The sequence below is a fragment of the Actinomadura barringtoniae genome (assembly GCF_017573505.1).
GTDB lineage: Bacteria > Actinomycetota > Actinomycetes > Streptosporangiales > Streptosporangiaceae > Spirillospora > Spirillospora barringtoniae.
This window is the reverse complement of record NZ_JAGEOJ010000014.1, coordinates 223,312-248,988: the sequence shown is the minus strand read 5'-3', so window position 1 is coordinate 248,988 and position 25,677 is coordinate 223,312. Positions and strand designations below refer to the sequence as shown.

Below are 25,677 nucleotides of genomic sequence, written 5' to 3'. Positions count from 1 at the left end.
CGCGAGGAGACTCGTATGGCCCTGCAAGATGACAATGCCTATCTCGTGGCCAGGGCACGCGACGGAGACGGCGCGGCCTGGGCCAAGCTCGTCGATCGCTACAGCGGCCTGCTGTGGTCGATCGCCCGGTCGTTCTCACTGAACGACGCCGACAGCGGGGACGTCGTGCAGACGACCTGGCTGCGCTTGGTCGAACGGATCGACCAGATCGCCGAACCGGCAGCGGTCGGAGGCTGGCTCGCCGTGACGGCGCGGCGCGAGAGCCTGCGCGTGGCTCAGCGTCGCGGCCGTGAACTGCCGAGCGAGATCCCCGACTCCAGCTCGCCAGGGCCGGAACAGGTCGCTGTGGCTCGTGAACGGCTCGGGCGCGTCGCCGCGGCCATTCACACGCTCCCGCAACGCTGCCAGGCCTTGTTGCGGATGTTCGCCTTGGCTCCCACGTACGCCGATCTGGCGGCAGCGCTCGACATGCCGATCGGCAGCATCGGCCCGACGCGTGCTCGATGTTTGGACAACCTCCGCCGAAAGCTCGGCCAGTGAACCACCTTCTCTCTTTTGCTCAGCCCACGCGGAACGGTGGGCGACTCACCCGACGAACGACCGGGTCGACCGGCCCACGACGGAGGCCCGCGGCATGAACGAAGACGATCTCCTCTCCCAGGTCCGGGCGGCGTTCCATGGCGTAGATCCGGTGCCCGGGCATGTGCTTGCTGCCGGGCGTTCGGCCATTGCCTGGCGCGAGCCGGGCGCCGGGCTCGCCGAGCTCATTCAGGATCAGGGGCAGGCCGCCCATGGCATGCGCGGCGAGTCCACGCGGGCCCTGACGTTCGCCGGGGCCGATCTGGCGGTCGAGGTCGAGGTGACCGCCGACGGCCGGGACGTCGAGCTCATCGGCCGCCTGGTGCCTGCGACGACCGCCCACGTGCGCGTACGGCACCTCGGTCACGCGCACGAGGAGATCGCTACCCGAGCCGACCCCGCCGGGCAGTTCGCGCTGCTCTCCATCCCGCAGGGGCTGATCAGCCTTGTCTTCTCACTCCCCGACGGCACGGCGATCGTGACCAGCTGGATTCGTCTCTGACCTTCCTCCCCCCATCCCACAGATCGGAGCAATATCGGTGACCAACCACATGCGGAACGTAACAGGAGCCTCCGACAATCCGTTCGAGGGCGGCGGGGAGCCTTGCAACTTCTGCACGCCTGGTGTTGGTGACTCTGGTCAAGCGGCTGAGGACGATGCAATGCGCGGCATGAGTCCGACCGAACGCGACTGTGTGGCTGGCCGTTCCGTCGGTACGTACGGGAGTCCTCCCGCCAGCGCAACTGCGTGCGCCAGCGGCTACCCCCTTCCGGGCGGCCACGAAGGCGGCTCGCCCGGCGAGCTGGGCGATGGCGCCTCTTGCGCTGCTCCAGTGGAGGCCATAGCTCCGGGCGGCGTGGAGGCCATAGCTCCGGGCGGCGTTGTACCGAGCAGCACCACTACGGGCGGCGCCGGTACAGGTGCGGGCGGCGCCGGTGCAGGTGCGGGCGGCGCCGGTGCAGGTGCGGGCGGCGCCGGAGGCGGCTCATACAGCGGCGTACACACCGCTGCTGATGCGGCAAGTGGGATGGGCCTGGAGCCGGGTGGGTTGTTGTGGCTGGTGTCGGACGATCCGGTGGCTGCTTACGAGCGGGCCGTGGAACGGGCGGAGGAGGCGCAGGGCGCGGAGCTCGTTGAGGAGTTGCGGGCGGCGGGGCTGGCAGCCAAGGAACTGGGGCGTCTCGAGGAAGGGATCGCGCATCTGCAGCAGGCCCTGGCTGTTGCGGGGTCTTCCTATGCGAAGGCCCTCGTTCAGATGAACCTTGTGGGGCTGCTCGCAGCGAGTGGGGACCTTCCTGGGGCGTTCGCGGCGGCTGGGCTGGCGGGCGAACTGACGGGGGTGGATGCGGATCGGCTCGCTGCCAACGTGGCTTGTGCAATGGCTCGGGCGGGGCAGATCACGGACGCCCACCAGGTCGCGGCGCCGGCCATGCGGAGGCTTCGGCGAGGTGGTGATCCGGCTGCGTTGATGGGGTTGCTCATCAACCTCGGCCTGGCGCGGGCCATGTGCGGCGACTTGAAGGTGGCAGAGGGCTTCCTTGCGGAGGCGGTCGCGGCGGGGGAAGAGGCGGGGCTGCGCTATCTGACCGCGATGGCCAGGGGGAATCTGGCCTTTGTGGTCGCACGGCGCGGGGACGTTCCGAGGGCGCTGGGGCTTTTCGTTGATAGTGAGGCGGGGCTTACGGAGGAGCGACTGGTGCAGTGTCGGTTCGACCAGGCCGAGGCGCTCATGGGGGTCGGCCTTACGGGCGAGGCTCGGGCTTTGCTGGCGGTTGCGTTGGGGGCCGCAAGGGCGCAGGGGTACGCGTGTGACGTGGCTGATGGGCTCCTGTTGCTCGCGTACGCGGAACTGGCGGATGGGGACTGCGAACAGGCGGCGGCCACTGCTGAGCAAGCGCGAGCCGTGTTCGCCGAACAGGAGCGCGCCGGGTGGATGCTTGTCGCCGAGCATGTCCTCCTTAGGGCCCGATGGTCTTCTGGGGAACGCTCAGGGGTTTTCCTTCGTACGGCGGTCGCGGCGGCTGAACGGATGGAGCGAGGTGGATGGGCAGAGGCTTCCGTCGAGGCCCGCATCATTGCTGCACGCGTGGCGCTGCACCTTAGGCGACCGGCAGGTCATCTCTTGGAGCCGGTAAGGGATGTTCGGGGCTCTGCACGGCTCAAGGTGGCCGCGTGGCATGCGGAGGCCCTCGAATACCACACGCGCGGAGACAAGCGGGGGGCGGTTTCGGCCGTTTGGGCCGGGCTGCGGGTGCTTGAGGAGCACGCGGAGGTCTTCGGAGCCCTGGAACTGCGGGCGCGCTCGGCCGGGATGGGCGAGGAGCTGGCGGACCTGGGCCTGAGTCTGGCGCGGTCGGCTCGGGAGCTTCTCACCACAGAGGAACGTCGGCGCGCGATCGTACGGCGTCCTACGTCAGTACGGCCTCCTGCCGATCCAGAACGCGCCGCAGCCCTGACCGAACTCCGCATGCTCAGCAGCAACCACGCGCACGCGACGGCGCGCGGCGATGTGTCGGCTGTAGACGTGGAACGGCTCGAGTCGGCGATCCGGGCCAGCGCGCTTCGGCAGCCGGGAGTTCGGGATGCGGCGGGTGGAAGTCGGGAGCTGGCAAGTGCTCTTGAGTGCCGGGCGCTGGTCGAGATGATTCGCATCGGTTCTGAGCTTCATGCGGTGACCGCTGCGGACGGGCGCATGCGGCGGCACTGCCTTGGTTCATACGACGACGTGAAGCGGGAGGTCGGCACGGTCAGGTTCGGGCTGGGGCGTGGAGAGTGTGGGGCCGACCAGCTGGACGGGCTTCTGTTTGGGCCTCTGCTGGAAGACCTGGGCGAGCGGGAACTGGTGATAGCACCAACTGGGGTGCTGCACGCGCTGCCCTGGTCCGTGTTGCCCTGCTTGGCGGAACGGCCGTTCACGATCGTTCCCTCGGCTGCCTCTTGGTTGCGCGCGGCTAAGAGCGGACGACCAGGGCATGTCGTACTGGCCGCGGGCCCTGACCTTAGCCACGCAGAGCGCGAGCTGTCCGGGCTACAAGGTCTCTATCCGAAGGCGCACATGCCCCGAACGGCCAAAGACGTGCACGAGGCGATGGAGGGTGCGTCGCTCGTGCATATTGCGGCTCATGGGGAGTTCCGCGCGGACAATGCGCTCTTCTCGCGGCTGCGCCTAGAGGACGGGCCGCTGATGGCGTACGACCTGGAGGAGCTCACCACGCCACCCGAGATCATCGTCCTATCAGCATGTGACGTCGGGCGCGCGGCAGCGGACGATGCGGTCATCGGCATGGTCGGGGTCCTGCTCGGCCTCGGTACCGCCACGGTCATCGCGAGCGTCACGCCCGTACGGGACGAGGACGCGCCCGCGTTCATGCTCGCCTTCCACCGCGGGCTGGCGGCCGGCCTGTCGCCACGCCAAGCGTTGGCAGCCACCCCGCGCACACCGGGCACCGCCGGCTTCCTCTGCTTCGGCGCAGGCTAAGGGGCGACGCGGACCGCTGGCCGACGACCCGCGTACGGGATCGCATGCTGCCAGCCGCAGCGGCATGCGATCCGCGTCCGCAGCAGCCTCCGCATCCACGCCAGCGGACATGTGCGGGCGGCACCGCCGGCTGAGCAATACGCGATCCGCAGCCGCAAAGGCCGCGGCACGGCCGCGGAGGGTGGGTGACTGCGGGATGGGGTCAGGAGTCGCCTGTGGCTACTGGGTTGTCGGGGTCGGCTACCCAGTTGGACCATGAGCCCACGTACAACGCGGCCGGGACGCCCGCCACGGTGAGCGCGAGGATCTCGTGGGCGGCGGTGACGCCTGAGCCGCAGTACGTACCGACGTCGACCGCGTCCGTGGCGCCTAGCTTGGCGAAGCGCTCGCGCAGCAGGCCAGCTGGCAGGAAGCGGCCGTCCACGCCGACGTTGCCCATCGTGGGGGCGCTGACCGCGCCCGGGATGTGGCCCGCGACCGGGTCAACCGGCTCGACCTCGCCTCGGTACCGTTCGGCCGCTCGGGCGTCGAGCAGAACGCCGCCGTGGGCCAGGTCGCCCGCACCTTCGGCGTCCAGCAGCGGCAGGCGGCCAGGACGAGCGATGAAGTCGCCGGGCTTGACCGTCGGGTCCTCGGTCGTCACGGGGCGCTTGGCCTCGGTCCAGGCCCTGTAACCGCCGTCCAGCACCCGGACACGTTCGTGCCCGAAGTAACGCAGCGTCCACCACACGCGGGCGGCCGCGGTCGAGTCGGCGTCGTCGTAGACCACCACGAGGCGGTCGCCGGTCACCCCGGCGCGGCGCATCGCGGCCTCGAAGTCGGCGGGTTTGGGGAGCGGATGCCGTCCCGCCGGGCCGGGCGGGCCCGCGACGTCGTCGTCCAGGTCGACGAAGACGGCGCCGGGCAGGTGGCCGTGGCGGTAGGCCTCGATCCCGGGCGGGCCGCCCAGATGCCATCGAACGTCAAGGAGGATCGGCGGCGGCTCCCGCCGCAGCAGTGGGGCCAGTGCGGACACGTCGATGAGAGGCTGCACATCGCCAGTCTGACCGTCGGCGCCCGGATTAGGGAGAGGCGCGGCATCGTTCGTCACATCGCCCCAGCGTAGTCAGCGACCGATCGCAGCGCGCTCAGGCGCGTACGGTCGGCCAGTCCCCGTGGTCGGCCCCGCGACAGTCCCCCAGTGGTCAGCCCGCCCTGGTCCCCGTGGTCAGCCCGCGCTGTCCCCGTGAACTGCCTCGCGTCGGTCGTGGTCTGCCCGAGCTAGTAGCTCTCAACGGCCGGCGAGCCCTGGAGGCGGTCGAGCTGGGGTTAGGGGCGGATTACCTTGAGGAGGGGGACTAGCTGCTCGGCGGAGACCATGGAGCCGTGCATGCCGACCATCAAGGAGGCCATGCGCTCTCGCTGCGAGGCGATGATGGCCATGTCGGTGAACGGGACGGCGATCACGTCGCCGATGCGGGGGGCCATCTCCGGGTCGACCTGGCCGAACCATCCAGCTCGTACGGCCTCGTCGCGCGAGACGACCCAGGCGCGGTCGCCGAGGGTCTCGCGCCACGACGCCAGAACGTCCACCTCGGCCCCAGGCGCGGTGTAGACGTAGCGGCAGCGGGCGTCGCCGCCCAGCATGGCGACACCGGCCTGCAGCGCGGGTGTCTCGTCGAAGTCGACGCGGTCGGTGGGGTCGACCATGCCGTGGTCGGCCGTGACGTACAGCGCGGCGCCGTCAGGCAGGACGGAGGCGATGCGTTCGGCCAGCAGGTCGACGAAGCGGAGCTGGAAGCGCCAGTCCCGCGAACCCGTTCCGTAGCGGTGGCCGGTCGAGTCGAGGTCGGAGTGGTAGACGGTCACGTACGCCCGGTCGCCCTCGCGCAGCGCGCGTTCGGTGCGGCCGACGAGCTCGCCCAGGTCCTCGGCGGGCCGGTACGAGGCGCCGCGCGTGGTGGCGCGGCTGAGGCCGGTGCCCTTGTAGAAGCCCAGCGCGACGTACGAGACGGAGACGCCGTCGTCGGCGGCGCGCTGGTAGACGGTCGGGGCGGGCTGGAAGGTCTCAGGTTCGATCTCCGGGTCTCCCCAGCGCAGGCAGTTGATCAGCCGCCCGGCGCCCGGTACGGCCACCTGAACGCCCAGCAGACCGTGCCCACCGGGCGGCAGGCCGGTCGCCAGCGAGCCGAGGCTGGCGACGGTCGTGGCCGGGAAGCCCGCGGTCAGCGGGCCGCCCTCGAGTGAGGCGAGGAACGGGGCGTCCTCGGGATGGGCGCGCAGTTGCTCCCAGCCGAGCCCGTCGATGATCAGCACGCACTGGCGGGGCAGGGTGGGCAGGTCCAGCACGTTCTGGCCGCCCGGAACGCCCAGCGCCGCGAGCACCGATACCGGCAGATCCGCGAGCGCCCCCGTTCCGTACCGGGGCACCGGGACCGTGGGCTGCGCAGGTGGCGACTGCCCGGGTGACGGTTGCTCGGGTGACGGCTGCGCGGGTGACGGCTGCGCGGGTGACGGCTGCGTGAGCGGCTGCTGCGCAGGCTGCCGCTCCGCGGACGGCTGCTGCTCGGGTGACGGTTGCGCGGGCTGCGCGGGTGGCGGCGCGGCGGTCACCGGGCGGTCACCGGGCCGTGGCGGCGGAGAGGGCCTCGGCGAACGCCAGGACCTGTCCGACCGCGTCCGCCCCGTCGGCGGCCTCGCTGACCCGCAGCGACAGGTCGTCGGCGGTCACGCTCCCGGTGTAGCCGTGGTCGGCCTCGCAGTTCTCGTCACCGCAGGTGGCGGGCTCGAGATCGATGTGGGCGATGGCGCCCCAGCCGATGGTGAGCACCACCTCGGTGGGCGGAACGCCCGGAACGTACGAAGCCGGATCTGGGACCACGCGGGTCACCGCGACCGACTGGACGCGGTCCACCCGTACGGCCTCCGTCGTCGTGGAAGCGTGCGGCTGGGCCATCCCGTCGCCCGGCGGGTGCTCGTCGGTGTGGCACACCAGCAGCCTGGACGGCGACAGCACCAGCACGGTCACGTGCCGCCGCACCTCCATCGCGGGATCGAAGGTCGCCTCATGATGTACGACGTAGGCGTTCACCTGCTCGCCGCCCACGGCGGACTCGACCGCGTCGGCGACCAGGGCCGGGTAGTAACCGCTGCGTTCGATGGCGGTACGCAACCCGTGAGCCGTCGCTCGGGTTTCCCTCATGGGGTCCATCCTGCCCTGTCCCGCCCCGCCCGCGCACATGACGCCGCCCCGAACATGGTCATCATCCCGCCCCCGGGGTAGGGGACATTCCATGGAATACAACGATCCGATGCCCTCGCCACGCCCCGTACCACCGCCCACCCCGGGACCTCCGCCAGGCCCGCAACCGCCCATCCCAGCGCCGGAACCGCCCGTTCCGCCGCCCGAACCGGCCCCGGGCCCGCCCGCGCCTGCCCCTTCCCCGGGCCCGCCCGCACCCGGTCCGCCCTCGCCTGGCCCGCCCGCACCTGGCCCGCCTACGCCCGGCCCTGCGCCGAGCCCGCCTGGCCCCATCCCGCCGGGGCCTGCGCCCGATCCGATCCCGCCCAGCCCGGAGCCGAGCCCGGTCCCACCGGGCCCGCCGGCCGAGCCGAGCCCGCCAGGTCCCATCCCGGACCCGGTCCCGCCGACCCCGGAGCCCACTCCCCCCCACCCCACCGGGCTGACCACCTGACCAACCACCCGGTTGGGCCACGGCCGCGGTCACCCAACCCGCCAGTACACGTGCCACGCCTGCGCATACGGCGCGTGGACGGTTGGGCGCGGTGGTTCTCAGCCATGGTCAGAACTGACGCCGGGCGCCGGGCGCCGGCCGCCGCGCCGCGCCAGGGCTCAAGACTGGCCGGGCGGGCGCCAGGTTCAAGACTGGCGAGCGGGCTGTCGTTCAGCCAGGACCTAGGACGGCCGTGCGAGCGCTGTTCCGCCCTGCCGGACAGGCGTTTCGCGCTGCTCTGCCGGGGCTTAGGGCCGGCGGGCAGGCGCTGGTCCATACGGGCATGCCAGGCGGTCGTACGGCGATGACGATGCCGATTGGCGCGACCAGATACGCGGCGCTGATCGCGGCGAACGTGTGGCTGCTGTTTAAGGGAGGCGACGGGGGCCCAGTTCGGGGCGCGGACCCAGGGGGCGCGCTAGGCGAAGTTTTACCTCGCGTACGGAAGCGCCTGTGGTGCTCACCAGGACCGGGTTGAGCTCCAGCCTCGCGACCTCCGGGAGGTCGTAGCCGAGGCGGGCGACGCGTTGGAGGAGTTCTTCCAGCGCGGTCACGTCCACCGGGTCGGCGCCGCGATGGCCGAGGAGCAAGGGGGCCGTACGGATGGCGCGGACGAGCTCGGCGGACTCCACATCGGTCAGCGGGGCCAGGCGGTAGGCGCGATCGTCCAGCAGCGCGGCGGTCTCGTCGGCCAGGCCGAACGAGATCACGGCCCCGAACGAGGGGTCCTCCATCGTCACGATCCGGGCCGGAACGCCGCCAGCACCAGCGGCGCCGCCACCAGCACCAGCAACGGCGGTGGCAACGGCATCCGGGCCGCCAACCTGGTCGTCTGCCGTACGAGGGGCGACCTGGATGCCGTAGCAGGCCAGGAGTTCAGCGGCCTGAGCGGCGGTGGCCTGGACGGGACCGGGGCCAGCGCCGGGACCAGGGTCTCCGGCGCCCAGCCACTCCTCCACCAGCCCACGTGCTCGCTTGCGGTCGGTCCCGGCGAATTCGGGCATGCGGCCAGGCGGGCGGCGTCGCCATTGGGCGTAGCGGATGGCGTACGCGAGGGCCCGTACGGCGTCCTCCGGCGCGGGGTAGGAGGGCACCGAGCCCTCGGCGGCCGAGCCGTCGGGGGCGACGACCCGCAGGTCGGCGGGCATGCCCTTGGAGCCCAGGTACGTGGCGACGATCGGCTTGGTGCTTCCGGCGGCCAGGCGCAGGATCTTCTCCGGCACGCGCAGGTCGTAGCCGCCGATCGTGGGCGGGGTGAACAGCGCCACGACGGCGTCGACGGTGTCGTCGGCGAGTACCTCGGCGAGCGCGGCCTCGTACTCCTCGGCCTTGGCGAGCGGCCCGAGGTTGACCGGCGGCCGGGCGTCCAGGCCGAGCGCGACGGCGGCGTCCTGGGCGAGCAGGCCCAGCGAGTCGGAGTTGTCGATGATCGCGATGCGGTCGCCGCCCGGGAGCGGCTGGTAGGCCAGCAGCTGGGCGACGTCGAACAGCTCGGAGAGGTCCTCCACACGGATCACGCCGGCCTGCGCGAAGAGCGCGCTCACCGCGTGGTCAGGCAGGCTGAGCGCCTGAGCCGCATGCCCGATCGGCACGCCCTGCGTGCTGCGGCCGCTCTTCACCGCCACGATCGGCTTGCGGCGGCTGAGGCGCCGGGCCAGCCGGGCGAACTTGCGCGGGTTGCCCAGCGACTCCAGATACAGCAGAACGGCCTTGGTCGCCGGGTCCTCTTCCCAGTACTGCATCAGGTCGTTGCCGGACACGTCCGCCCGGTTGCCCGCCGACACGAACGACGAGAGGCCCAGTCCCCGTTCGGCCGTACGCTGCAGGATCGCGATGCCGAGCGCGCCGGACTGCGAGAAGAAGCCGACCGGGCCGCGGCCCGGCATGGTCGGCGCCAGGGTCGCGTTCAGCCGTACGGCGGGGTCGGTGTTGGCGATGCCGAGGCAGTTGGGACCGACCACGCGCATGCCGTACGCGCGGGCGAGGCGTACGAGCTCCTCCTGGCGCGCCCGCCCCTCCGCGCCGGTCTCGCCGAAGCCCGACGACACCACGACCAGCCCGCGCACGCCCTTGCCCGCGCACTGCTCGACGACCTCGTGCACCGAGTCGGCGCGTACGGCGACCACAGCCAGATCCACGTCGTCCGGTATGTCCAGGACCGTGGCGTAGGCCCGTACGCCCGCAACGGCGGTCGCGGTCGGGTGAACGGGGTAGACCGGCCCGGTGAAGTCGCCGCCCAGCAGGTTCCGCAGCACGGTCTGGCCGACGCTGTGCTCGGCGCGGCTGGCCCCGACCACGGCCACCGACGCGGGGAACAGCAGCCGCTGGATCGACCGGTGCTCGGCCCGGTGCTCGCGCGCCGCCATGACCTCCACCGAGGTGTCGGTCGGCTCCAGGTCCAGGACGAGCTCGATCACGCCGTCCTCGAAGCGCTGCTCGGCCCGGTAGCCCACCTCGCGGAACACCCGCGTCATGCGCCGGTTGTCGGGCAGAACGCTGGCCACGAACCGCTCCAGGCCGCGTTCCCTGGCCGCCGCCGCGATGTGCTCCAGCAGAACGGCGCCCAGCCCGCGGCCCTGATGAGCGTCCTCCACCAGGAACGCCACCTCGGCGGTGAGGGGCCGATCCGTCAGGCTGTCGTAGCGAACGACCGCCACCATCTCGCCCGCGATCGTGGCGATCAGCGCGACGCGCTTGTCGTAGTCGACGGTCGTGAAGTGCTCGATCTCGCGATCGGTCAGCGTCGGTCGCGGCGAGAAGAACCGGTAGTAGATCGACTCGGACGAGAGCCGGGCGTAGAAGGCGCGCAGCAGTTCGGCGTCGTCACTCCGGATGGGCCGCAGATGCGCGGTCCCGCCATCGGTGAGGACGACGTCGGCCTCCCAATGATCCGGATACCTCTCCGTCACGTACCCGAGAGTAGGCCACCACCCCACCCGCACCCCCGTTTGGGCCTCCCCTGCGGCACGGCCGCGGCACGGGCCGAGGCACGAGTGCGGCACGGGCCGCGGGACGGGCCGAGGCACGACTGCGGCACGGGCCGAGGCACGACTGCGGCACGGGCCGCGGGACGGACTGCGGGACGGCTGTGGAACGGCGCGCACCGCCAGGCCGAATCCGGTTCGGTCTTGGCTCCGGAACGGCCGGAACGGCCTGGACCAGCACGCAAAAAGCCGTGTTCTGAGCTTTCGCTGCGCGTTCGAGACCTATTCGGGGTCCAAGAACTGTTACGGTCAAGCACACGCCCCAGAAGCCGCTCGCGCGGGCCGTGTTGATCGAGGTGATGACTCCATGACGCGCGTGGTCGTGGTCGGCGATTTGATGACTGACACCGTTGCCCGTGCTGCGTTCCCCCTGGCAAAGGGGAGCGACACGCCTGCCGCCGTGACCTCGCACGGGGGTGGCTCGGGTGCGAACGTGGCGTCCTGGCTGGCCCTCGAGGGCATCGAGGTGGCGTTCGTCGGCCGCCGCGGCTCCGACATCGCGGGCCGCAACAGGGACATGGAACTCATGGGGTACGGCGTGGACGCCCGCCTCGTGATGGACCAGGAGCGCCCCACCGGAACCTGCGTCGTGCTGATCACGCACAAGGGCGACCGGACGATGCTGTCGGACCCCGGCGCCAACGCGGCGCTGCTGCCCGAGGACATCGAGCGCTGCAAGGACCTGTTCAACCAGGGAACGCACCTGCACCTGTCCGGCTACTCGCTGATCAACGAGGGGTCGCGCAAGGCCGCGACCCACGCGTTCGAGCTGGCCCGCCAGGCGCAGATGTCGATCTCGGTCGACGGCGGCTCGTCCTCCCCGCTCAAGCGGATGGGCGCCGAGCCCTACCTGGAATGGACGCAGGGCGCCCGCCTCCTGGTGGTGAACGCCGACGAGGCCGAGGTCCTGACCGGCCGCGACACCCCCGCGCAGGCCGCCAAGGTGCTCACCGCCTGGTACCCGCAGGTGGTCATCAAGTCCGGCGCCGACGGCTCGCTCTGGTACACCAACGGCCGCCCCGAGCCGATCTCCGTTCCCGCCGAGCCCATCGACAAGATCATCGATGGCACCGGCGCCGGCGACGCGTTCGTGGCGGGCTTCCTGCCCGCGTGGCTGGAGGGCAAGCCCCCGGCCGAGGCCCTCACCGCCGGTAACCGCCTGGCCGTTCAGGCCATGCAGCACCTCGGCGCCCGCCCGAGCCTCGACGTGGTCGACAACCAGATCAAGAACTGACGACCAGGCCGCGAACCGACCCCGACACACGGTCGAAAACTCGCGCACGTCCGTGCGTGCTCACTCTCGGTGATGAAAGATCGGATCCATCCGACCTCTGGAGGATCCGATGAGAGCCTGGACCGTCCTGGCCACGACAGCCCTGCTCGTCACGGCCCCGGCCACCGCCTGGGCCGACGCCGACCCCGAGCCCGACATCAGCATCAAGATCGGCGGCATCGACGGCCTCCTGGGCCCGGTCGTCCACCTCCTAGCCCCGGTCCTCCGCCTCCTAGGCCTCTAACAACACCCTCAAGCCGCCTCACGGCGGGGTGGGTTAGCGGGGGGTGGGTTAGCGGGGGAGGTAGTCGGGGGCGGGGCGGTTGGCGGCGAAGGTCTTGGCGTCTTCCTGAACGGCGATCCATAGGCGGTTGAGCGGATGGCCGTCGGCGTAGCGTTCCAGGTCGGCGCGGCGTACGAACGCGCCGGTCATGATCTCGGCTCGCGGCTCCAGGTCTCCCTCGAGCGGGAGCGCGCGCAGCGGCATGTCGTCGGGCCCGCCTTGCGCGGCGACCCGTTCACCGATCGAGCCGGTGACGATCATGCAGCCGCGCACGAAGCCGGACCGCAGCAGCGACAGCCCGTAGTGGATGTCGTCTATGTCGGCCACGACATCGAGCCGGTCGCGGAAGACGGGCCCGTACCAGCAGTTGAGCAGGTCGGCGACGAGGCCCGCGGGTGGCACGACCAGCGGCAGCTCGTCCAACCGGCTGGCGTTGATCGGACCGCTGGGCAGGCGTTCCTCGGGCAGGTTGGTCAGGATGACCGGCTGCCCGCGGATGAACTCCACGACCTCATAGTCGCGCAGCCGTTCGTCCGTCTCGGGCGTGCTGAGGACGCTGCCGCAGATGAGGTCGACCTGCCGCGTCTCCAGGCGCTGCCACAGGTCCTTGGTCCGAACGTGCGTGACCTTGAACTCGACCTCGTCCTGCTCGAACTCCCGCTGCACCCGGTCCCAGGACCTGGAGATGATCGGCAGCGTGAACTCGGTCGTCCCGACCGAGAGCATCCGCCCGAGCCTCCGGCGCCCCCACGTGATGGCGCCGATCCACTGCGACATCGTGAGGTGGGCGAGCTCGACGGTCTCCTCGCCGGTGGGCGTGAACAGGAAGTCCCGTCCCCTCCCCTGCCGCAACGTGAGCATCTCGCCGCACAGCGCCTGCGAGGTGCGATTGAGCGTGTCGAGCTGCTTCTGAACGCTCGACTGCTCCCGGCCGAGGGCGCGCGCGGCCCGCAGTGCCGACCCTGTCTCGTACACCACGAGCAGCGTCCGGAGCTGGTCGAACGTGGTGTCCAACAACGCCGGCGAGGCGTCGAGCAGCTCGTCCAGGGTCCGCTTCGCTGTCACGTAGGCGGAAGACACTTCACTGCTCCTCTCATCAGACGCCCCCGAGACCACATCTGAGACGAAAACCCCGCGCGTTCCGCCCCACTCCATCCCAAAATGCTCCCACAAACATCTGCCATGAAGATCCTGTTCGCTAGAACACCACGAACCCGAAGCTGATCGAGGGGTGCTTCGGAACGATCCAGGCCGGGGGGCGCAGATGGTCCAGGTCAGCCGAGGGCAGACGGAGGCAGACGGAGGCCGGCTAGAGCGGCATCGGTGAACGCTCGGCCCAGCCGCGCTTCTCCCATCGGCTGACCTGATCACTTTCACCTTGAAGTATTCGTCGCGCCATCCAGCTCCGGACAAGACGCTAAAACGCCCCCGTCCCTTTCCCTGGCGGGAGATGGACGGGGGCGTCTGATCTGTTCGACGCGACAGCCGGGCAGGTCGGGTGGTCGCGTGTCCGGACGCGTTCCCGGACCGGCACCAGGACCCTGCCGGGTCACCGGCGGCGGGCCTTCGCGGCGCGGCGGGCGGCCTTGGCCTCGGCGCGCAGGTGGTTGATGCGGTCGTTGGCGATGGTCTTGGTTACGTCGTAGTGCATCATTGTCGTTCTCCTTGGGCTCGTGTCGGATGGGGGATGTCTTCGGACTACCGTCAGCGCTTGCGGGCCCTGGCCTTGGCGGCCTGGCGGCGAAGCTTGGCCTCGTTCCGCAGCTGGCGGGCGCGGTCGTCGGCGATGACCTTGGCTACGTCCGGGTGCATCATGACTTTCTCCTTCTGCTGCGGGCCGGCCTCCCCGGCCCGACATGTTTAAGATTCGCCCTAAGGCGGCACCTCGGGCATCGGGACGAAGCCCTATCTATGGGGCTTAGAACGCCTTAGGCCGCGCCGGCACCCCTAGGCCGCCCTAAGCCACCCGCCAATACCCCTCCCGACGGGCCCTGGCCGCACCCACCAGCCGCCCGTTTACGCAGGTGGTGGCCGCCTTAGCTGATCGCCCGCCCCGATGCTCAAGGCATGGCCCTCCAGCGGAAGTGAGCCGAGCAGCTCAGCCAAGCCATGCGGCTCAGCTAAGCCATGCGGCCGAGCTGCGCCGGGCTGCCGGGCTGCCGGACTGAGCGGCTCAGCTAAGCCATGCGGCCGGGCTAAGGCGGGCTGCCGGACTGAGCGGCTCAGCTGAGCCATGCGGCCGGGCTAAGGCGAGCGCCGAGCTACGCCGAGCGGCTGGGCTAGTCGGCGGGACGTTCGAAGACGACCTCCAGGCCGTCCACCGCGTCCCACTGCTGGCCGATCTCGACGAACCCGTGCCCGGCGAGCGTGGCGAGCGAGGCGACGTTGTCCGGCCGGATCGACGCCCGGACGACCCGGACCTCAGGCTCGCGTACGGCCCGTTCCAGCAACGCGAGGAGCATCGCCCGCGCATACCCCTGGCGGCGGTACGAAGGGGCGACCGAGTAGGCGACCTCCACCATCCCCGCCCCGTCAGGCGGGCCATGGAACCCCGCGTGCCCGACGACGACGCCCTCAGGCTCGGCGACCGCGGCCCGCGCGATCCAGCCCGACGCGCTCGGGTCACCGGCGATCTGATGGAGCCGAAGCCTCCACAGCGACCGCGCGTCCTCGGTGACGAAGTAGTCGCTGAGAACGACCCCGGCCACCGTGTTGGCCCCCGTCAGATCCCCCTCCGCCAACGCGGCCATCACCCGTTCCGGCAAGGCGACGAACCGCACGGACTTGGAACGACCTTGATCGTCTGGGAGCGCCACACCAGAAGCCTCACACGCCCGCCCACCCCAAAGCCACCCGATTACGCGCAACCGACCCCGCGCCGTCAGGTCCTGCCGAGGGCGGCTTGTGCGGCGTTGTAGCCGGGGATGAACGTGATGCCCGGGCCGCCGTGACACCCGGCGCTGCCCAGGTAGAGCCCGTCGATGCCGAGCGGCTGGTCGGCGTATCCGTTCGGCCCGGGGCGGTTGGGGCCCAGCTGCTCGGGGTGCAGCAGGCCATGGCAGTAGTCGCCGCCGGGCGCTCCGAACATGGTGCCCATGTGGCGCGGGGTGAACGTGGTGTGCTTGGTGATGAGGTCGGCGAAGCCGGGGGCGAGCCGGCCGATCTTGTCGATCACACGCTGGCCCATCTCGTTCTTCAGCCGGGCGTAGTCGGCGTGGTCGGTCTCGACCGGGAACCACAGGGAGAACGCCGACGCCGCGTGCTTGCCGGGCGGCGCGAGGTCGGGGTCGTGCGCCGACGGGATCTGGAACGCGATGGCCGGGTCGGCCGGGACGATCCCGCGTCGGCAGTCCTCCCACTGCTGCTGGAGTTCCTCCGGCGTGCTGAACAAGCCGATGGCCGCCTGCATCGCCGGGTCGTTGAGCAGCTCGTACGGTGCCGCGAACTCCGGCGCTCCGTCCAGGGCGAAGTGCATCTGTACGTAGCTGCCGCGATGGTCGACGCGGGAGAACCGTTCGCGTACGTCGGCGGCGACCGCGCCGGGCGATACGAGCCGGGTGATCGTCAGGTCGGGGGCGACGCAGGAGACCACGATCGGAGCGTCGAACTCCTCGCCGTCGCGGGTCCGTACACCCGGCACGCGCCCGCCCGGCACACGCCCGCCCGGCACGCGCCCGCCCGGCACGCGCCCGCCCGGCACGCGCCCGCCCGGCACGCGTCCGCCGGTCAAGCCCTCGCCCGCCACGCGCTCGCCGGTCACGCGGATCTCCTCGACCTCCGTACGCAGCCGTAGCTCTCCCCCGGCCGAGGTGAACAGCTCCTGCAGATGCGCGGTGAGCGCTCCGATGCCGCCCCGCGGCTTCTTCATCAGCAGCGCGTTCTCGTCGGGAACGGCCAGGCCGAAGGCCAGGGCAGCCGCGCTGCCCGGCGTCGCCGGGCCGCGGTAGGTGGTGTTGACCGCCAGGAACGCGAGCATCCCCCGCAGCGCGCCGTGCTTCTCCTTGTCCGGGAGGTAGCGGTCGAGTACGTCGGTGACCGATCCGAACAGCAGGTCGGTGATGCTGGACCGTTCGGCCTCAGTGGTCGCGCAGGCGTACATCTCGTCCAGCGTCCTGGGCGGCCGCCCGGCGTCGAAGCGCCCGAGCGCACGGGCCGGCGCCTGGCTCCACGCCATCAGGTCGGCCATGCCGGTGACCACCTCGGTGCCGTGCACCTCGTCCAGGTGGGTCATCAGCCGCATCAGGTCGGTGTAGTACACGACGGGGTCGTCGCCGACGCCCCGCAACGACACCGACATGACGTCCAGGTCGATGGTGGGCAGCGTGTCCAGGCCGAGCTCGCGGCTGACCGTCGCCGAGGTCGGGAACTGCAGCGAGCCCGCGATCTCGAACTTGTAGCCGTCGAACAGTTCCACGGTGGAGGCCATCCCGCCGGCGTACCGCTTGGCCTCCAGGCAGATCGTGTTCAGGCCCGCGCGCTGCAACAGGGTCGCCGCCGCGAGCCCGTTGTGTCCGGCGCCGATGACGATCGCGTCGCAGCCTCGCATCGTGCCGCCTCCCGCTTCTCTTGGCTTCCTGGGAAAGCTGACACGAGCCGCACGTTTCGTCAATAGTGACGAAACATGCCGTCGACCATCCCACGTTCGATCGAGGTGAGCGCGGAGTGGCACAGCTCGGCCAACTCGGCCAGCGACCGTTCCTCCCGCAGCATCCAGACCTCCATCGCGCCGAAGACTGCGGCGGTGATGCACCGCGCGGTCACCGCGACGGCGAGCCGTTCGTCCAGCGACGCCTCGCCCTCCGCGGCCGTCCTGCGCGCCGGCCGCCCGGCGGTGGTCCGCGCCGGGCGCTCGGCGGCGATCCGCGCCAGCCGCTCGGCGACGGCCTCGGCGAAGTCCGACTCGACCTGCCGGATGTGGCGGACGATCCGTTCCGAGTCGAGCGCCTCGGACCGCAGCACCGCGATCTGCGTGACCGCCTGCACGTCGTAGGGGAAGGCGAAGATGGCGGTACGCACCGACTCGACGATCGACTCGTCGTCCGGACGTGCCGCCAACGCCCTGCGGAACCAGTGCAGGCCGGCGTCGTAGTCGGCGAAGAGCAGGTCGTGCTTGGAGGTGAAGTGACGATAGAAGGTCCGCAACGACACCCCGGCATCGGCGGCGATCTGCTCGGCCGAGGTGTCCTCGACGCCCTGGGCGAGGAAGCGGACCACGGCGGCACGCCGCAGGGCCTCGCGGGTGCGTTCACTGCGCGCCGTCTGCGCCGACCGGACCATGGACCCCAAGCTATCTGTTTCGACAATATTGACAAAACTCGCCACCGAGCCGACGCTGGCGAAATGGTGTCGCTCCTCGTGCACGCCGTCCTGGGCGTGGCAGTCGTGTGGTTCCTGGTCGCCTCCAACCCCGCGATCTTCCGCCGTACGGAGACGGGCCCCCTGCTCTCAAGCCTCGAGTGCGTCTACTACGTCGTCGGCGTCGCGTCCATCGCGGTGGGCTGGTACTTCAACATCCGCTTCGTGATCGAGTACGCCGACGGCAACACCAACCCGATCTGGGGCGACGGCAGCTGGGCGCAGTACATCAAGCTGATGTACGCCAACCCCGCCGCGAGCTCGGCCGGTCAGGACTACACGATCGGCAACGTGATCCTGCTCCCGCTCATGACGATCGTCGACGGCCGCCGCCGCGGCATCAACCGCCCGTGGCTGTACTTCGTCTCCAGCCTGTTCACCAGCTTCGCGTTCGCCTGGGCGTTCTACCTGGCCACCACCGAACGCCAGCGCCGCCTCACACAACAACCCCGATACGCACAACATGACGCATGACCTGATCGCCCGAAGGCTCCGAGCCGCCCCCGGCAAGTAGCCTTGCCCGGTGTTCTCGCCTCAAGGTCCGTCCCTTCGTGAACTGGCGATCCAGGCGCTGTCCTCGGTCGAGGACGGCTACGACCTGCTCGCTCCGAAGTTCGACCACACGCCGTTCCGTACCCCCGAGGGCATCCTCGACGCGACCGCCAAGGCCCTGCGCCCCCTCGGCCCGTTCGATCACGGACTGGACGTGTGCTGCGGCACGGGCGCGGGCATGCAGGTCCTCACGCCCCTGTGCCGCGAACAGATCACCGGCGTCGACTTCAGCGCCGGCATGCTCGCCCAAGCGCGCACAGCACACCCCGATGCCGAGTGGGTACGGGCCGACGTCCGCGCCCTGCCCTTCTCCTCAGGCTTCGACTTGGCGGTCAGCTTCGGAGCGCTAGGACACTTCCTGCCCGCCGAACGCCCCGCGCTCTTCACCGGCGTACACCGCGCCCTACGCCCGGGCGGCCTGTTCGCCTTCCCGATCGGCGCCCCGCCCTCCATCACCTCGGGCCTGTACTGGGCGCTCCTCGGCTTCGACCTCGCCATGCGAGCCCGCAACGCCGTGTGGCGTCCCCCCTTCGTCATGTACTACCGCACATGCCCGCTCTCCACAGTCCGCGACGACCTCACAGCCGCCGGATTCACCGTGACAACGGCCCCCTTGCCATCCCTAGGCCACCGCAAGGACGGCACCCCGCACTACCGCCTAGTCCTAGCCCGCAAACCCAGCACGGTCAGCTGATCCATGCACTCGGGGGGATGGCCGTTCTCGGGGCGGTCGGTCAGGTCAGCGTCAGCAGCTGAGCCACACCGGCGAGGTGCCTCTCATTGGCGAGGAGCCACTCTTCGTCCGCGCGGGGCGCCGCTTCTCGCCGGCCGGCTCACTGCGTGGGGCAGCCCTCGAACTCCGGGACGTTCAGGGAGGAGAGGTCCAGTCCCGAGCCGCTGAACCATCTGTTCATCAGGCGGGCCATCGTGCCGTCCTGGTACATCTGCGTGATCGCCTTGTTGACCGCTTCGCAGCCGTCGGGGTCGTCGCGGCGCATGCCGATGCCGGTGCGCTGCTCCCCGAACCGGGCGTTCACCAGCCGGAACGCCGCGCCGTTGCGCAGCTTGAGGCCCGCCAGGATCGTGTCGTTGGTCGTGATCGCGTCGATCCGGCCGGACCTCAGCATGGCCGTGCACTCGTCATAGCTGCTCGCGGGCACCTGCACCGCGGCCACCTGGCGTTCCTTGGTGACCTGGTCGGCGGCGCCCGCACCGGTGACCGCACAGATCTTGCGGCCCTTCAGGTCGCGTACGTTCCGCACCCGGCGCTCGCCGGCGCGGACGAGGATGTCCTGGTACGAGGGGTAATACGGGCCCGCGAACGCCAGGCGCTGCTTCCAGTCGGGCCGGATCCAGAACGTCAGGACCAGGTCGGCGCGCCGTTCGTTCAGCATCGGCTCCCGGTCCGCCGCCCGCGCCGGAACGATCCGCGCCTTCATCCGCAGCCGCCTGGCGATCTCCCGGGTGACGTCCGCGTCCAGCCCTTCGAGCCCGCCGCCCGCTGCGACGGACCCGATCCCGGGCAGGTCCGGGCGTACTCCGGCCACCAGCGTCCCCTTGTCGAGGAGCGAGGTGCTCTCCCGACCCGCACATCCCGTGGAGACGCAAACGCACACCAGCCCCGACGCGACCAGCCGCCGCATGCGAAGGATCAACTGCGCCTCCCGCAACCCGTGCCCCTCAGTCGCAAATGTCGCAGGGCAGAGGCCTGGAACTCCACAGCCTGGCCACCCCCGGACGATCAACGAGATAGCGTCACGCGCGGCAGCATCTCCCCCGCCGATGCGCTACCTGAGGCTCGTGCGGACGGTCGGCACTCCGTCGCAGAACGGGCTGGAGAACGAGCTCAGAACATGGCGCCGTTGGCGCGTACGGTCTGACCGGAGACCCAGCCGGCCTCGTCGCTGATCAGCCAGCCGACCACGGGGGCGATGTCGCCCGGGTGACCGAGCCGGTCGCGCGGGCTGTGGTGCGTGGCGGCCGCGATGGACTCCGGCGTCTCGGCCGCTCGGTAGAAGTCGTCGTCTACCGGCCCGGGCGCGACGGCGTTGACCGTGATGCCACGCGCCCCCAGCTCCTTGCCGGCGGCCAGCACCATGCGCTCCACCGCGGCTTTGGACCCCGAGTACAGCCCGTACGGGCCGGTCATGATCGCGGTGAGCGTCGTGGACAGCACCACGTACCGGCCGCCGTCGGCGATGTGCCGGGCGGTGGCGCGCAGCGTGTTGAACGCCGACCGGGTGTTGAGGTCGATCAGGTGGTCGAAGTCCTCGTCGGTGAAGTCGACCAGCGGCTTCTTGATGACCGCACCCGGCGTGTGAACGACGATGTCCAGCCTTCCGTGCCGGGCCACCACCCCCTCGAACAGCGTGTCCACCTCCGCCGACACCCGGGCGTCGGACCGTACGGCCTCGGCGTTCACATCGTGCTTGCTCAACGCCACCAGCGTCCGCTGGGCGGCCTCCTCCCCGTTCGCATAGCTGATCACCGTGGTCGCACCGCGCGAGGCGATCAGCCGCGCGAACGCCGCCCCCTGGTTGCGGCTGCCGCCGACCACCAACGCCACCTTGCCCTCGAGGTCCCGTACGTCGGCCACCGACGACACCCGCCTTCTCTTCCGAACTCCAGTCCCTGCGCCGCCAGCGGCGACGCCCACAAGACTGGTCCGAGCCGAGACAGCCGATCAACGACGAACTGGCGCCGCCATTATGAAGCCAGGCGACACAATCAAGGCCACGGCCGATAGCCTGCCTGAGTGGAAATCAGGGAGGTCGAGGCGTTCCTGGCAGTGGCCGACGAACTGCATTTCGGCCGCGCCGCCGCCCGCCTGCACGTGACCACGACCCGGGTGAGCCAGAACGTCCGCAGCCTCGAACGCCGCATAGGCGCCCCGTTGTTCGAACGCTCCACCCGCCGCGTCAACCTCACCCCACTCGGTGAACGGCTGCTCGCCGACCTGCGACCGGCCTACCTGAGCATGGAGACCGCCCTGAGCACGGCGGCCGAGATCGCCCGGCAACGTTCAGCATGGCTGCGGCTGGCCTTCGCCACCTCCATGTCACGCCCCATCTGCACCGAGCTCGTCGAAGCGTTCCAGCAGCACCACCCGCACTGCCAGGTCGTCCGGTCCGTACGCCCGGCATGGGCCGTCCACGACCAGCAGACCCCCGCCCTAGGAGACCTGGACGTCTTCGTCACCTGGGCGCCAGGCGATCCGAACGTCCTGCGCGCCCCGGGCTGTACCGTCGGCCCCGCGTTGCGCAGCGTCCCCAGAGCCATCCTGATCGGAACGCAACACCCTCTCGCGGGCCGAGCCTCCGTCGACATCGAAGAGCTCGCCGAGCACCCCCTGCTCTTCCCGGGCACGGGATCCGCCACCGACCGCATGTCCCGCTACCTCGACGCCTGGACCCCGCCGCACACGCCCCAGGGCAGCCCCCTGCACCGGATACGCCGCCTGCACGACCCCTACGTGGAAGAACTCATCGCCATCGTCGCCGAAGGCCGCCTAGCCCACATCACCTTCCACGGCCTGACCGACGTCTACCAGCATCAAGACATCACCATCGTCCCGCTCACCGGCATGGCCCCCATGATCGTCGCCCCCATCTGGCGCACCGCCAACCGCAACCCCATGGTCCAAGCCTTCATAGAGGCCAACACACCCCAGGCCGACCAAGACCAGAACCACCAATAACCACCCTTGCCTGACCGGCGATGCAGGGCGTTGGTGCCCGTCGCCAGCACACAGCGCGGATTGCGCTCAAGGTTGCGCGCCTTGCGCTCCTGACCACCCGTGGTGAAGCACACACCGCCCGAAGTGGTCGAGGCCCGGGACGATCAGGACCCGACGCGGTCGAGGCCCGGGACGATCAGGGCCCGGCGTGGTCGAGGCCCGGGACGATCAGGGCCCGGCGTGGTCGAGGCCCGGGACGATCAGGGCCCGGCGTGGTCGAGGCCCGGGACGATCAGGGCCCGGCGCGGTCGAGGCCCGGGACGATCAGGGCCCGGCGCGGTCGAGGCCCGGGACGATCAGGGCCCGGCGCGGTCGGGGCCCGGGACGATCAGGGCCCGGCGCGGTCGGGGCCCGGGACGATCAGGGCCCGGCGCGGTCGGGGCCCGGGACGATCAGGGCCCGGGACGGTCAGGGGCCGGCGCGGTTTGGGCGGGGTGGAGGGGGTGGGGTGGAGGGGGCGAGTGGGTTAGGGGTTGGTTGTGGTGAGGCGGTGGAGGGCGGCTTGGGCGGGTGGGCCCCAGGTGGGTTTGCCGCCGGGGCGGCCTTGGCGGCCGGCTTCGCCGATGAGGATGCCGGCTAGGGCTCGGCCTGCTGCCCAGCCTCGGGCTCGGCGCAGGATAGCGGGGTCTGGGGGTGGCTGGTAGGCGGCGTGGAAGGCTTCTCGGGTCTCGTCTGGGAGGAGGGTCCAGGCGGCGGCCAGGTCGATGGACGGGTCGCCGGCGAAGAGGGCGCCGAAGTCGACTACGCCGGAGATGGTGCCGTTGGTGGTGAGGACGTTGGCGGGGTGCAGATCGCCGTGGACCCAGAGGGGTGGGCCGGTCCAGGTGGGGGCGGCTACGGCGTCCTCCCAGACTGCGCGGACGGCGGGTAGGTCGGGGATGAGGCCTCGGTCGGTGGCCTCGGCTAGTTGCATGGCGAAGCCGTGGGAGTGGGCGGCTAGCGGGCCTCCGCGGTCGTGGCTGGCGGGGGCTTGGTCGGGGGCGGGTTGGTGGAGTGCGGTGAGGAAGGCGGCCAGGACGGTCGCCGAGTTGGGGTGGCTGGAGGGGACTTGGTCTGCGGGGTCTCCGGGGACCCAGGTGGTGATCAGCCAGGGGCGCGGGAATCGTGGGGAGGGCTCGCCCAGGCGTTGCGGGACGGGGATCGGGAGCGGGAGGCGCGGGGCGAGGGTGGGCAGCCAGGTGTGTTCTTTGAGCAGGAGCTCGTCCGCGGACTGGGTTGCCCAGGGCAGCCGGACGGCCAGGTCGTCACCGAGTCGCCATAGCTGGTTGTCCCAGCCGCGGGCGCCGAGTCTGACGGGGCGGTCGGCCAAATCGGGGTGCTGGTCGCGCAGCAGGTCTCGTACCAGGTCTGCGGTGATCTCGGTTTCGGTGTGGGTCATGTGGATCAACGGGTTTGGGTGCTGGGGCCTTGCTAGTTGGTGACCGCCAGGACTAGGGGGAGGACGGCGGGGACTCCGGCTTGGCGTAGGTGACGGGCGGCGACCGTCATGGTCCAGCCGGTGTCGATGCGGTCGTCGATGAGGAGGATCGGGCCGTTGGCTTCGCGGGCGTTCTGGGCCACGTCGTCGGGGAGGGTGAGGGCGTGCCAGACGGAGCGGAGGCGCTGGGCGCTGTTGTGGCGGCGGGGGGTGGGGTCGCCGAGGGGGACGAACTCGCCCAGGTAGGGCAGGCGGCCGATCTCGGCTATGCGGTGGGCGAGGCTGCCGACCAGGGCGGGGCGGGTGCGGGAGCCGATCGCGACGACGCCGGTGGGGCGGTCGGTCCAGTCCCAGGATGAGAGGACCTTGACGACGGCCTGGAACATCTCGTCGGGCATCTCGGTGTCGGGGGCGTGGTCGGCGAGGATCTCGCGGAGGCGGTTGCCCCAGCCGATGTCGGTGAGGCGGCCCAGAGCGCGGCCCGTCTCGGCGATGGACTCGGGGCCGATCTTGCCGGAGACGCCCAGGTCGTCCTTGACGGCGGTGGGCCACATGCGGCGGGGGGTCACGTCGACGCCGGGGCGGCGGAGGCGGTCGCGGGCCTGGGTGGTGCCGGCCTCGGAGACCGTGGTGGGCCAGTGGGTGCCGGTGCAGTTGTCGCAGCGGCCGCAGGGCTCGGCGTCGGGGTCGTCGAGCTGGCGGCGGAGGTATTCCTCGCGGCAGGTCTGTGTGTCGAGGTAGTCGAGCATGGCCTGCTGCTCGCGGGTCCGTTCGGCCGAGACGCGTTCGTAGCGGTCACGGTCGTACGTCCAGGGCTGGCCGGTGGCGGTCCAGCCGCCTTTGACGCGCTTGACGGCGCCGTCCACGTCCAGGACCTTCAGCATCATCTCCAGGCGGTTGCGGCTGAGGTCGACCTGGGGCTCCAGGGCGGCGGTGGACAGGGTGCGGCCGGCCATCTCCAGGACGTCGAGGGTGGTGCGGACGGTGTGCTCGGGCGGGAAGGCCAGGCCGGCGAAGTAGGCCCAGATGTCGCGGTCCTCCAGGCCGGGCAGGAGGATCACTTCGGCGCGTTCGACGCCTCGGCCGGCGCGGCCGATCTGCTGGTAGTAGGCCACCGGGGACTGGGGCGCGCCCACGTGGACGATGAAGCCGAGGTCGGGCTTGTCGAAGCCCATGCCGAGGGCGCTGGTGGCGACCAGGGCCTTGAGCTTGTTGTCCTGGAGGTCCTGCTCGGCCTGGAGGCGTTCGGTGGGGTCGGTCTGGCCGGAGTACGCCGCGACCTCGAAGCCGCGTTCGCGCAGGTAGGCGGCGATCTCGTGGGCGGCGGCGACGGTGAGCGTGTAGATGATGCCCGAGCCCGGGAGATCGGCGAGGTGCTCTCCCAGCCAGGCGATGCGCATCTCGGCGGCGGGGAGGCTCACGACGGCCAGGCGTAGGGACTCGCGTTCCAGGGGGCCTCGGAGCACGAGGGTTTCTGAATCGCCGGCGTTGAGCTGCTCGGCCACGTCCTTGGTGACGCGGGCGTTGGCGGTGGCGGTGGTGGCCAGCACGGGGATGCCGGGCGGCAGGTCGGCGAGGAGCGTGCGCAGGCGGCGGTAGTCGGGGCGGAAGTCGTGGCCCCAGTCGGAGATGCAGTGGGCCTCGTCGACGACCACCAGGCCCGCGCCGGCGGCCAGCTTGGGCAGCACCAGGTCGCGGAAGTCGGGGTTGTTGAGACGCTCGGGGCTGACCAGCAGGACGTCGACCTCGCCCGCCTCGACCTCGGTGAACACCCGCTCCCAGTCCTCGGTGTTGGCCGAGTTGATCGTGCGGGCGTGGATGCCGGCGCGCTCGGCGGCCGCGATCTGGTTGCGCATGAGGGCCAGCAGCGGGGACACGATGACCGTCGGGCCTGCGCCGCGCTCGCGCAGCAGCCGGGTGGCGACGAAGTAGACGGCCGACTTGCCCCAGCCGGTGCGCTGGACGACCAGGGCGCGGCGGCGGTCGACGACCAGGGCGTGGATGGCGGTCCACTGGTCGTCGCGCAGCCGCGCGTGGTCGCCGGCGAGCGCCCGCAGGCACCCCTCGGCCTCGTTCCTCAGGCTCGTGTCCATGCCTCCTTGCTATCAGCCCCCACCGACACCCCGCACCAGAACCACATTCTGTGGATAACTCCATGAACGGATCATGAATGGCACTGGGAATCCGGCGCGGTCAAGGCCTGAAGAGACCGGATTTCCGGCGATCTGTCGCGTTCAAGTGAGCGATAGGCGCGCCTACGTCTTGTTTTGCGGCCAGAACCAGATCGCATGAGGCCGAGGCCGGAC

Annotated in this window: 20 protein-coding genes; 8 read left to right on the top strand and 12 right to left on the bottom strand. The window is 70.8% G+C overall.

Annotated elements, in window-relative coordinates:
- The first annotated feature begins 15 nt into the window (after positions 1–15).
- From J4573_RS32680 to J4573_RS55535, 3 genes are all read left to right on the top strand, one after another.
- Positions 16–540, top strand: a complete 525-nt coding sequence (locus J4573_RS32680; RefSeq protein WP_208259773.1) for an RNA polymerase sigma factor — start codon at positions 16–18, stop codon at positions 538–540.
- 94 nt (positions 541–634) lie between these two features.
- Positions 635–1,081: a hypothetical protein gene (locus tag J4573_RS32675; protein WP_208259772.1), complete on the top strand. Its 447-nt coding sequence runs from the start codon at positions 635–637 to the stop codon at positions 1,079–1,081.
- A gap of 526 nt (positions 1,082–1,607) precedes the next feature.
- On the top strand, positions 1,608–4,058 hold the full coding sequence (locus J4573_RS55535; RefSeq protein ID WP_279575640.1) for a CHAT domain-containing protein: 2,451 nt from the start codon (positions 1,608–1,610) through the stop codon (positions 4,056–4,058).
- A 202-nt stretch (positions 4,059–4,260) separates the two neighbouring features.
- On the opposite strand, the gene J4573_RS32665 is transcribed toward J4573_RS55535, so the two are convergent.
- From J4573_RS32665 to J4573_RS32650, 4 genes are all read right to left on the bottom strand, one after another.
- Positions 4,261–5,091, bottom strand: a complete 831-nt coding sequence (locus tag J4573_RS32665; RefSeq protein WP_208259771.1) for a sulfurtransferase — start codon at positions 5,089–5,091, stop codon at positions 4,261–4,263.
- 275 nt (positions 5,092–5,366) lie between these two features.
- Positions 5,367–6,467, bottom strand: a complete 1,101-nt coding sequence (locus J4573_RS32660) for an alkaline phosphatase family protein (protein WP_208259883.1) — start codon at positions 6,465–6,467, stop codon at positions 5,367–5,369.
- A gap of 190 nt (positions 6,468–6,657) precedes the next feature.
- Positions 6,658–7,239: a DUF5998 family protein gene (locus tag J4573_RS32655; protein ID WP_208259770.1), complete on the bottom strand. Its 582-nt coding sequence runs from the start codon at positions 7,237–7,239 to the stop codon at positions 6,658–6,660.
- 900 nt (positions 7,240–8,139) lie between these two features.
- A complete protein-coding gene (locus J4573_RS32650; RefSeq protein ID WP_208259769.1) occupies positions 8,140–10,680 on the bottom strand; it encodes a bifunctional acetate--CoA ligase family protein/GNAT family N-acetyltransferase in 2,541 nt (846 codons plus the stop codon).
- Between the two features lie 382 nt (positions 10,681–11,062).
- Here J4573_RS32650 and J4573_RS32645 point away from each other — a divergent pair, with 382 nt between their 5' ends.
- Together J4573_RS32645 and J4573_RS32640 are read left to right on the top strand one after the other, a co-directional pair.
- Positions 11,063–11,989 carry a carbohydrate kinase family protein gene (locus J4573_RS32645; RefSeq protein ID WP_208259768.1) on the top strand — a complete coding sequence of 309 codons (927 nt, stop codon included), beginning with the start codon at positions 11,063–11,065 and terminating at the stop codon, positions 11,987–11,989.
- 109 nt (positions 11,990–12,098) lie between these two features.
- On the top strand, positions 12,099–12,272 hold the full coding sequence (locus J4573_RS32640; protein WP_208259767.1) for a hypothetical protein: 174 nt from the start codon (positions 12,099–12,101) through the stop codon (positions 12,270–12,272).
- 48 nt (positions 12,273–12,320) lie between these two features.
- Here the strand turns inward: J4573_RS32640 and J4573_RS32635 are convergent, their stop codons facing one another.
- From J4573_RS32635 to J4573_RS32620, 4 genes are all read right to left on the bottom strand, one after another.
- Positions 12,321–13,391, bottom strand: a complete 1,071-nt coding sequence (locus tag J4573_RS32635) for a LysR family transcriptional regulator (protein ID WP_208259766.1) — start codon at positions 13,389–13,391, stop codon at positions 12,321–12,323.
- Positions 13,392–14,590: 1,199 nt separating this feature from the next.
- Positions 14,591–15,127 carry a GNAT family N-acetyltransferase gene (locus J4573_RS32630; RefSeq protein ID WP_307797074.1) on the bottom strand — a complete coding sequence of 179 codons (537 nt, stop codon included), beginning with the start codon at positions 15,125–15,127 and terminating at the stop codon, positions 14,591–14,593.
- Between the two features lie 65 nt (positions 15,128–15,192).
- Entirely contained in the window at positions 15,193–16,857 is a 1,665-nt protein-coding gene (locus tag J4573_RS54465; protein ID WP_243773903.1) for a phytoene desaturase family protein, read from the bottom strand.
- A gap of 59 nt (positions 16,858–16,916) precedes the next feature.
- Positions 16,917–17,588, bottom strand: a complete 672-nt coding sequence (locus J4573_RS32620) for a TetR/AcrR family transcriptional regulator (protein ID WP_208259765.1) — start codon at positions 17,586–17,588, stop codon at positions 16,917–16,919.
- A 63-nt stretch (positions 17,589–17,651) separates the two neighbouring features.
- On the opposite strand from J4573_RS32620, the gene J4573_RS32615 reads away from it, so the two are divergent.
- Both J4573_RS32615 and J4573_RS32610 read left to right on the top strand, forming a co-directional pair.
- Positions 17,652–18,140 (top strand): DUF2834 domain-containing protein, encoded by a 489-nt coding sequence (locus J4573_RS32615; protein ID WP_208259764.1) that lies wholly within the window; start codon positions 17,652–17,654, stop codon positions 18,138–18,140.
- A 49-nt stretch (positions 18,141–18,189) separates the two neighbouring features.
- Positions 18,190–18,912 (top strand): class I SAM-dependent DNA methyltransferase, encoded by a 723-nt coding sequence (locus J4573_RS32610; protein WP_208259763.1) that lies wholly within the window; start codon positions 18,190–18,192, stop codon positions 18,910–18,912.
- Between the two features lie 139 nt (positions 18,913–19,051).
- On the opposite strand, the gene J4573_RS32605 is transcribed toward J4573_RS32610, so the two are convergent.
- Both J4573_RS32605 and J4573_RS32600 read right to left on the bottom strand, forming a co-directional pair.
- Positions 19,052–19,873, bottom strand: coding sequence for a transporter substrate-binding domain-containing protein (locus J4573_RS32605; RefSeq protein ID WP_243773902.1), 822 nt, complete (start codon positions 19,871–19,873; stop codon positions 19,052–19,054).
- 191 nt (positions 19,874–20,064) lie between these two features.
- The gene (locus tag J4573_RS32600) at positions 20,065–20,814 is read right to left on the bottom strand and encodes an SDR family oxidoreductase (protein WP_208259762.1); all 750 of its coding nucleotides are present in this window, start codon (positions 20,812–20,814) and stop codon (positions 20,065–20,067) included.
- Positions 20,815–20,973: 159 nt separating this feature from the next.
- Here J4573_RS32600 and J4573_RS32595 point away from each other — a divergent pair, with 159 nt between their 5' ends.
- Positions 20,974–21,915 (top strand): LysR family transcriptional regulator, encoded by a 942-nt coding sequence (locus J4573_RS32595; protein ID WP_208259761.1) that lies wholly within the window; start codon positions 20,974–20,976, stop codon positions 21,913–21,915.
- Positions 21,916–22,420: 505 nt separating this feature from the next.
- Here J4573_RS32595 and J4573_RS32590 read toward each other — a convergent pair.
- Together J4573_RS32590 and J4573_RS32585 are read right to left on the bottom strand one after the other, a co-directional pair.
- Positions 22,421–23,332 (bottom strand): aminoglycoside phosphotransferase family protein, encoded by a 912-nt coding sequence (locus J4573_RS32590; RefSeq protein ID WP_208259760.1) that lies wholly within the window; start codon positions 23,330–23,332, stop codon positions 22,421–22,423.
- Positions 23,333–23,364: 32 nt separating this feature from the next.
- Positions 23,365–25,464 (bottom strand): RecQ family ATP-dependent DNA helicase, encoded by a 2,100-nt coding sequence (locus J4573_RS32585; RefSeq protein WP_208259759.1) that lies wholly within the window; start codon positions 25,462–25,464, stop codon positions 23,365–23,367.
- Positions 25,465–25,677: the final 213 nt, after the last annotated feature.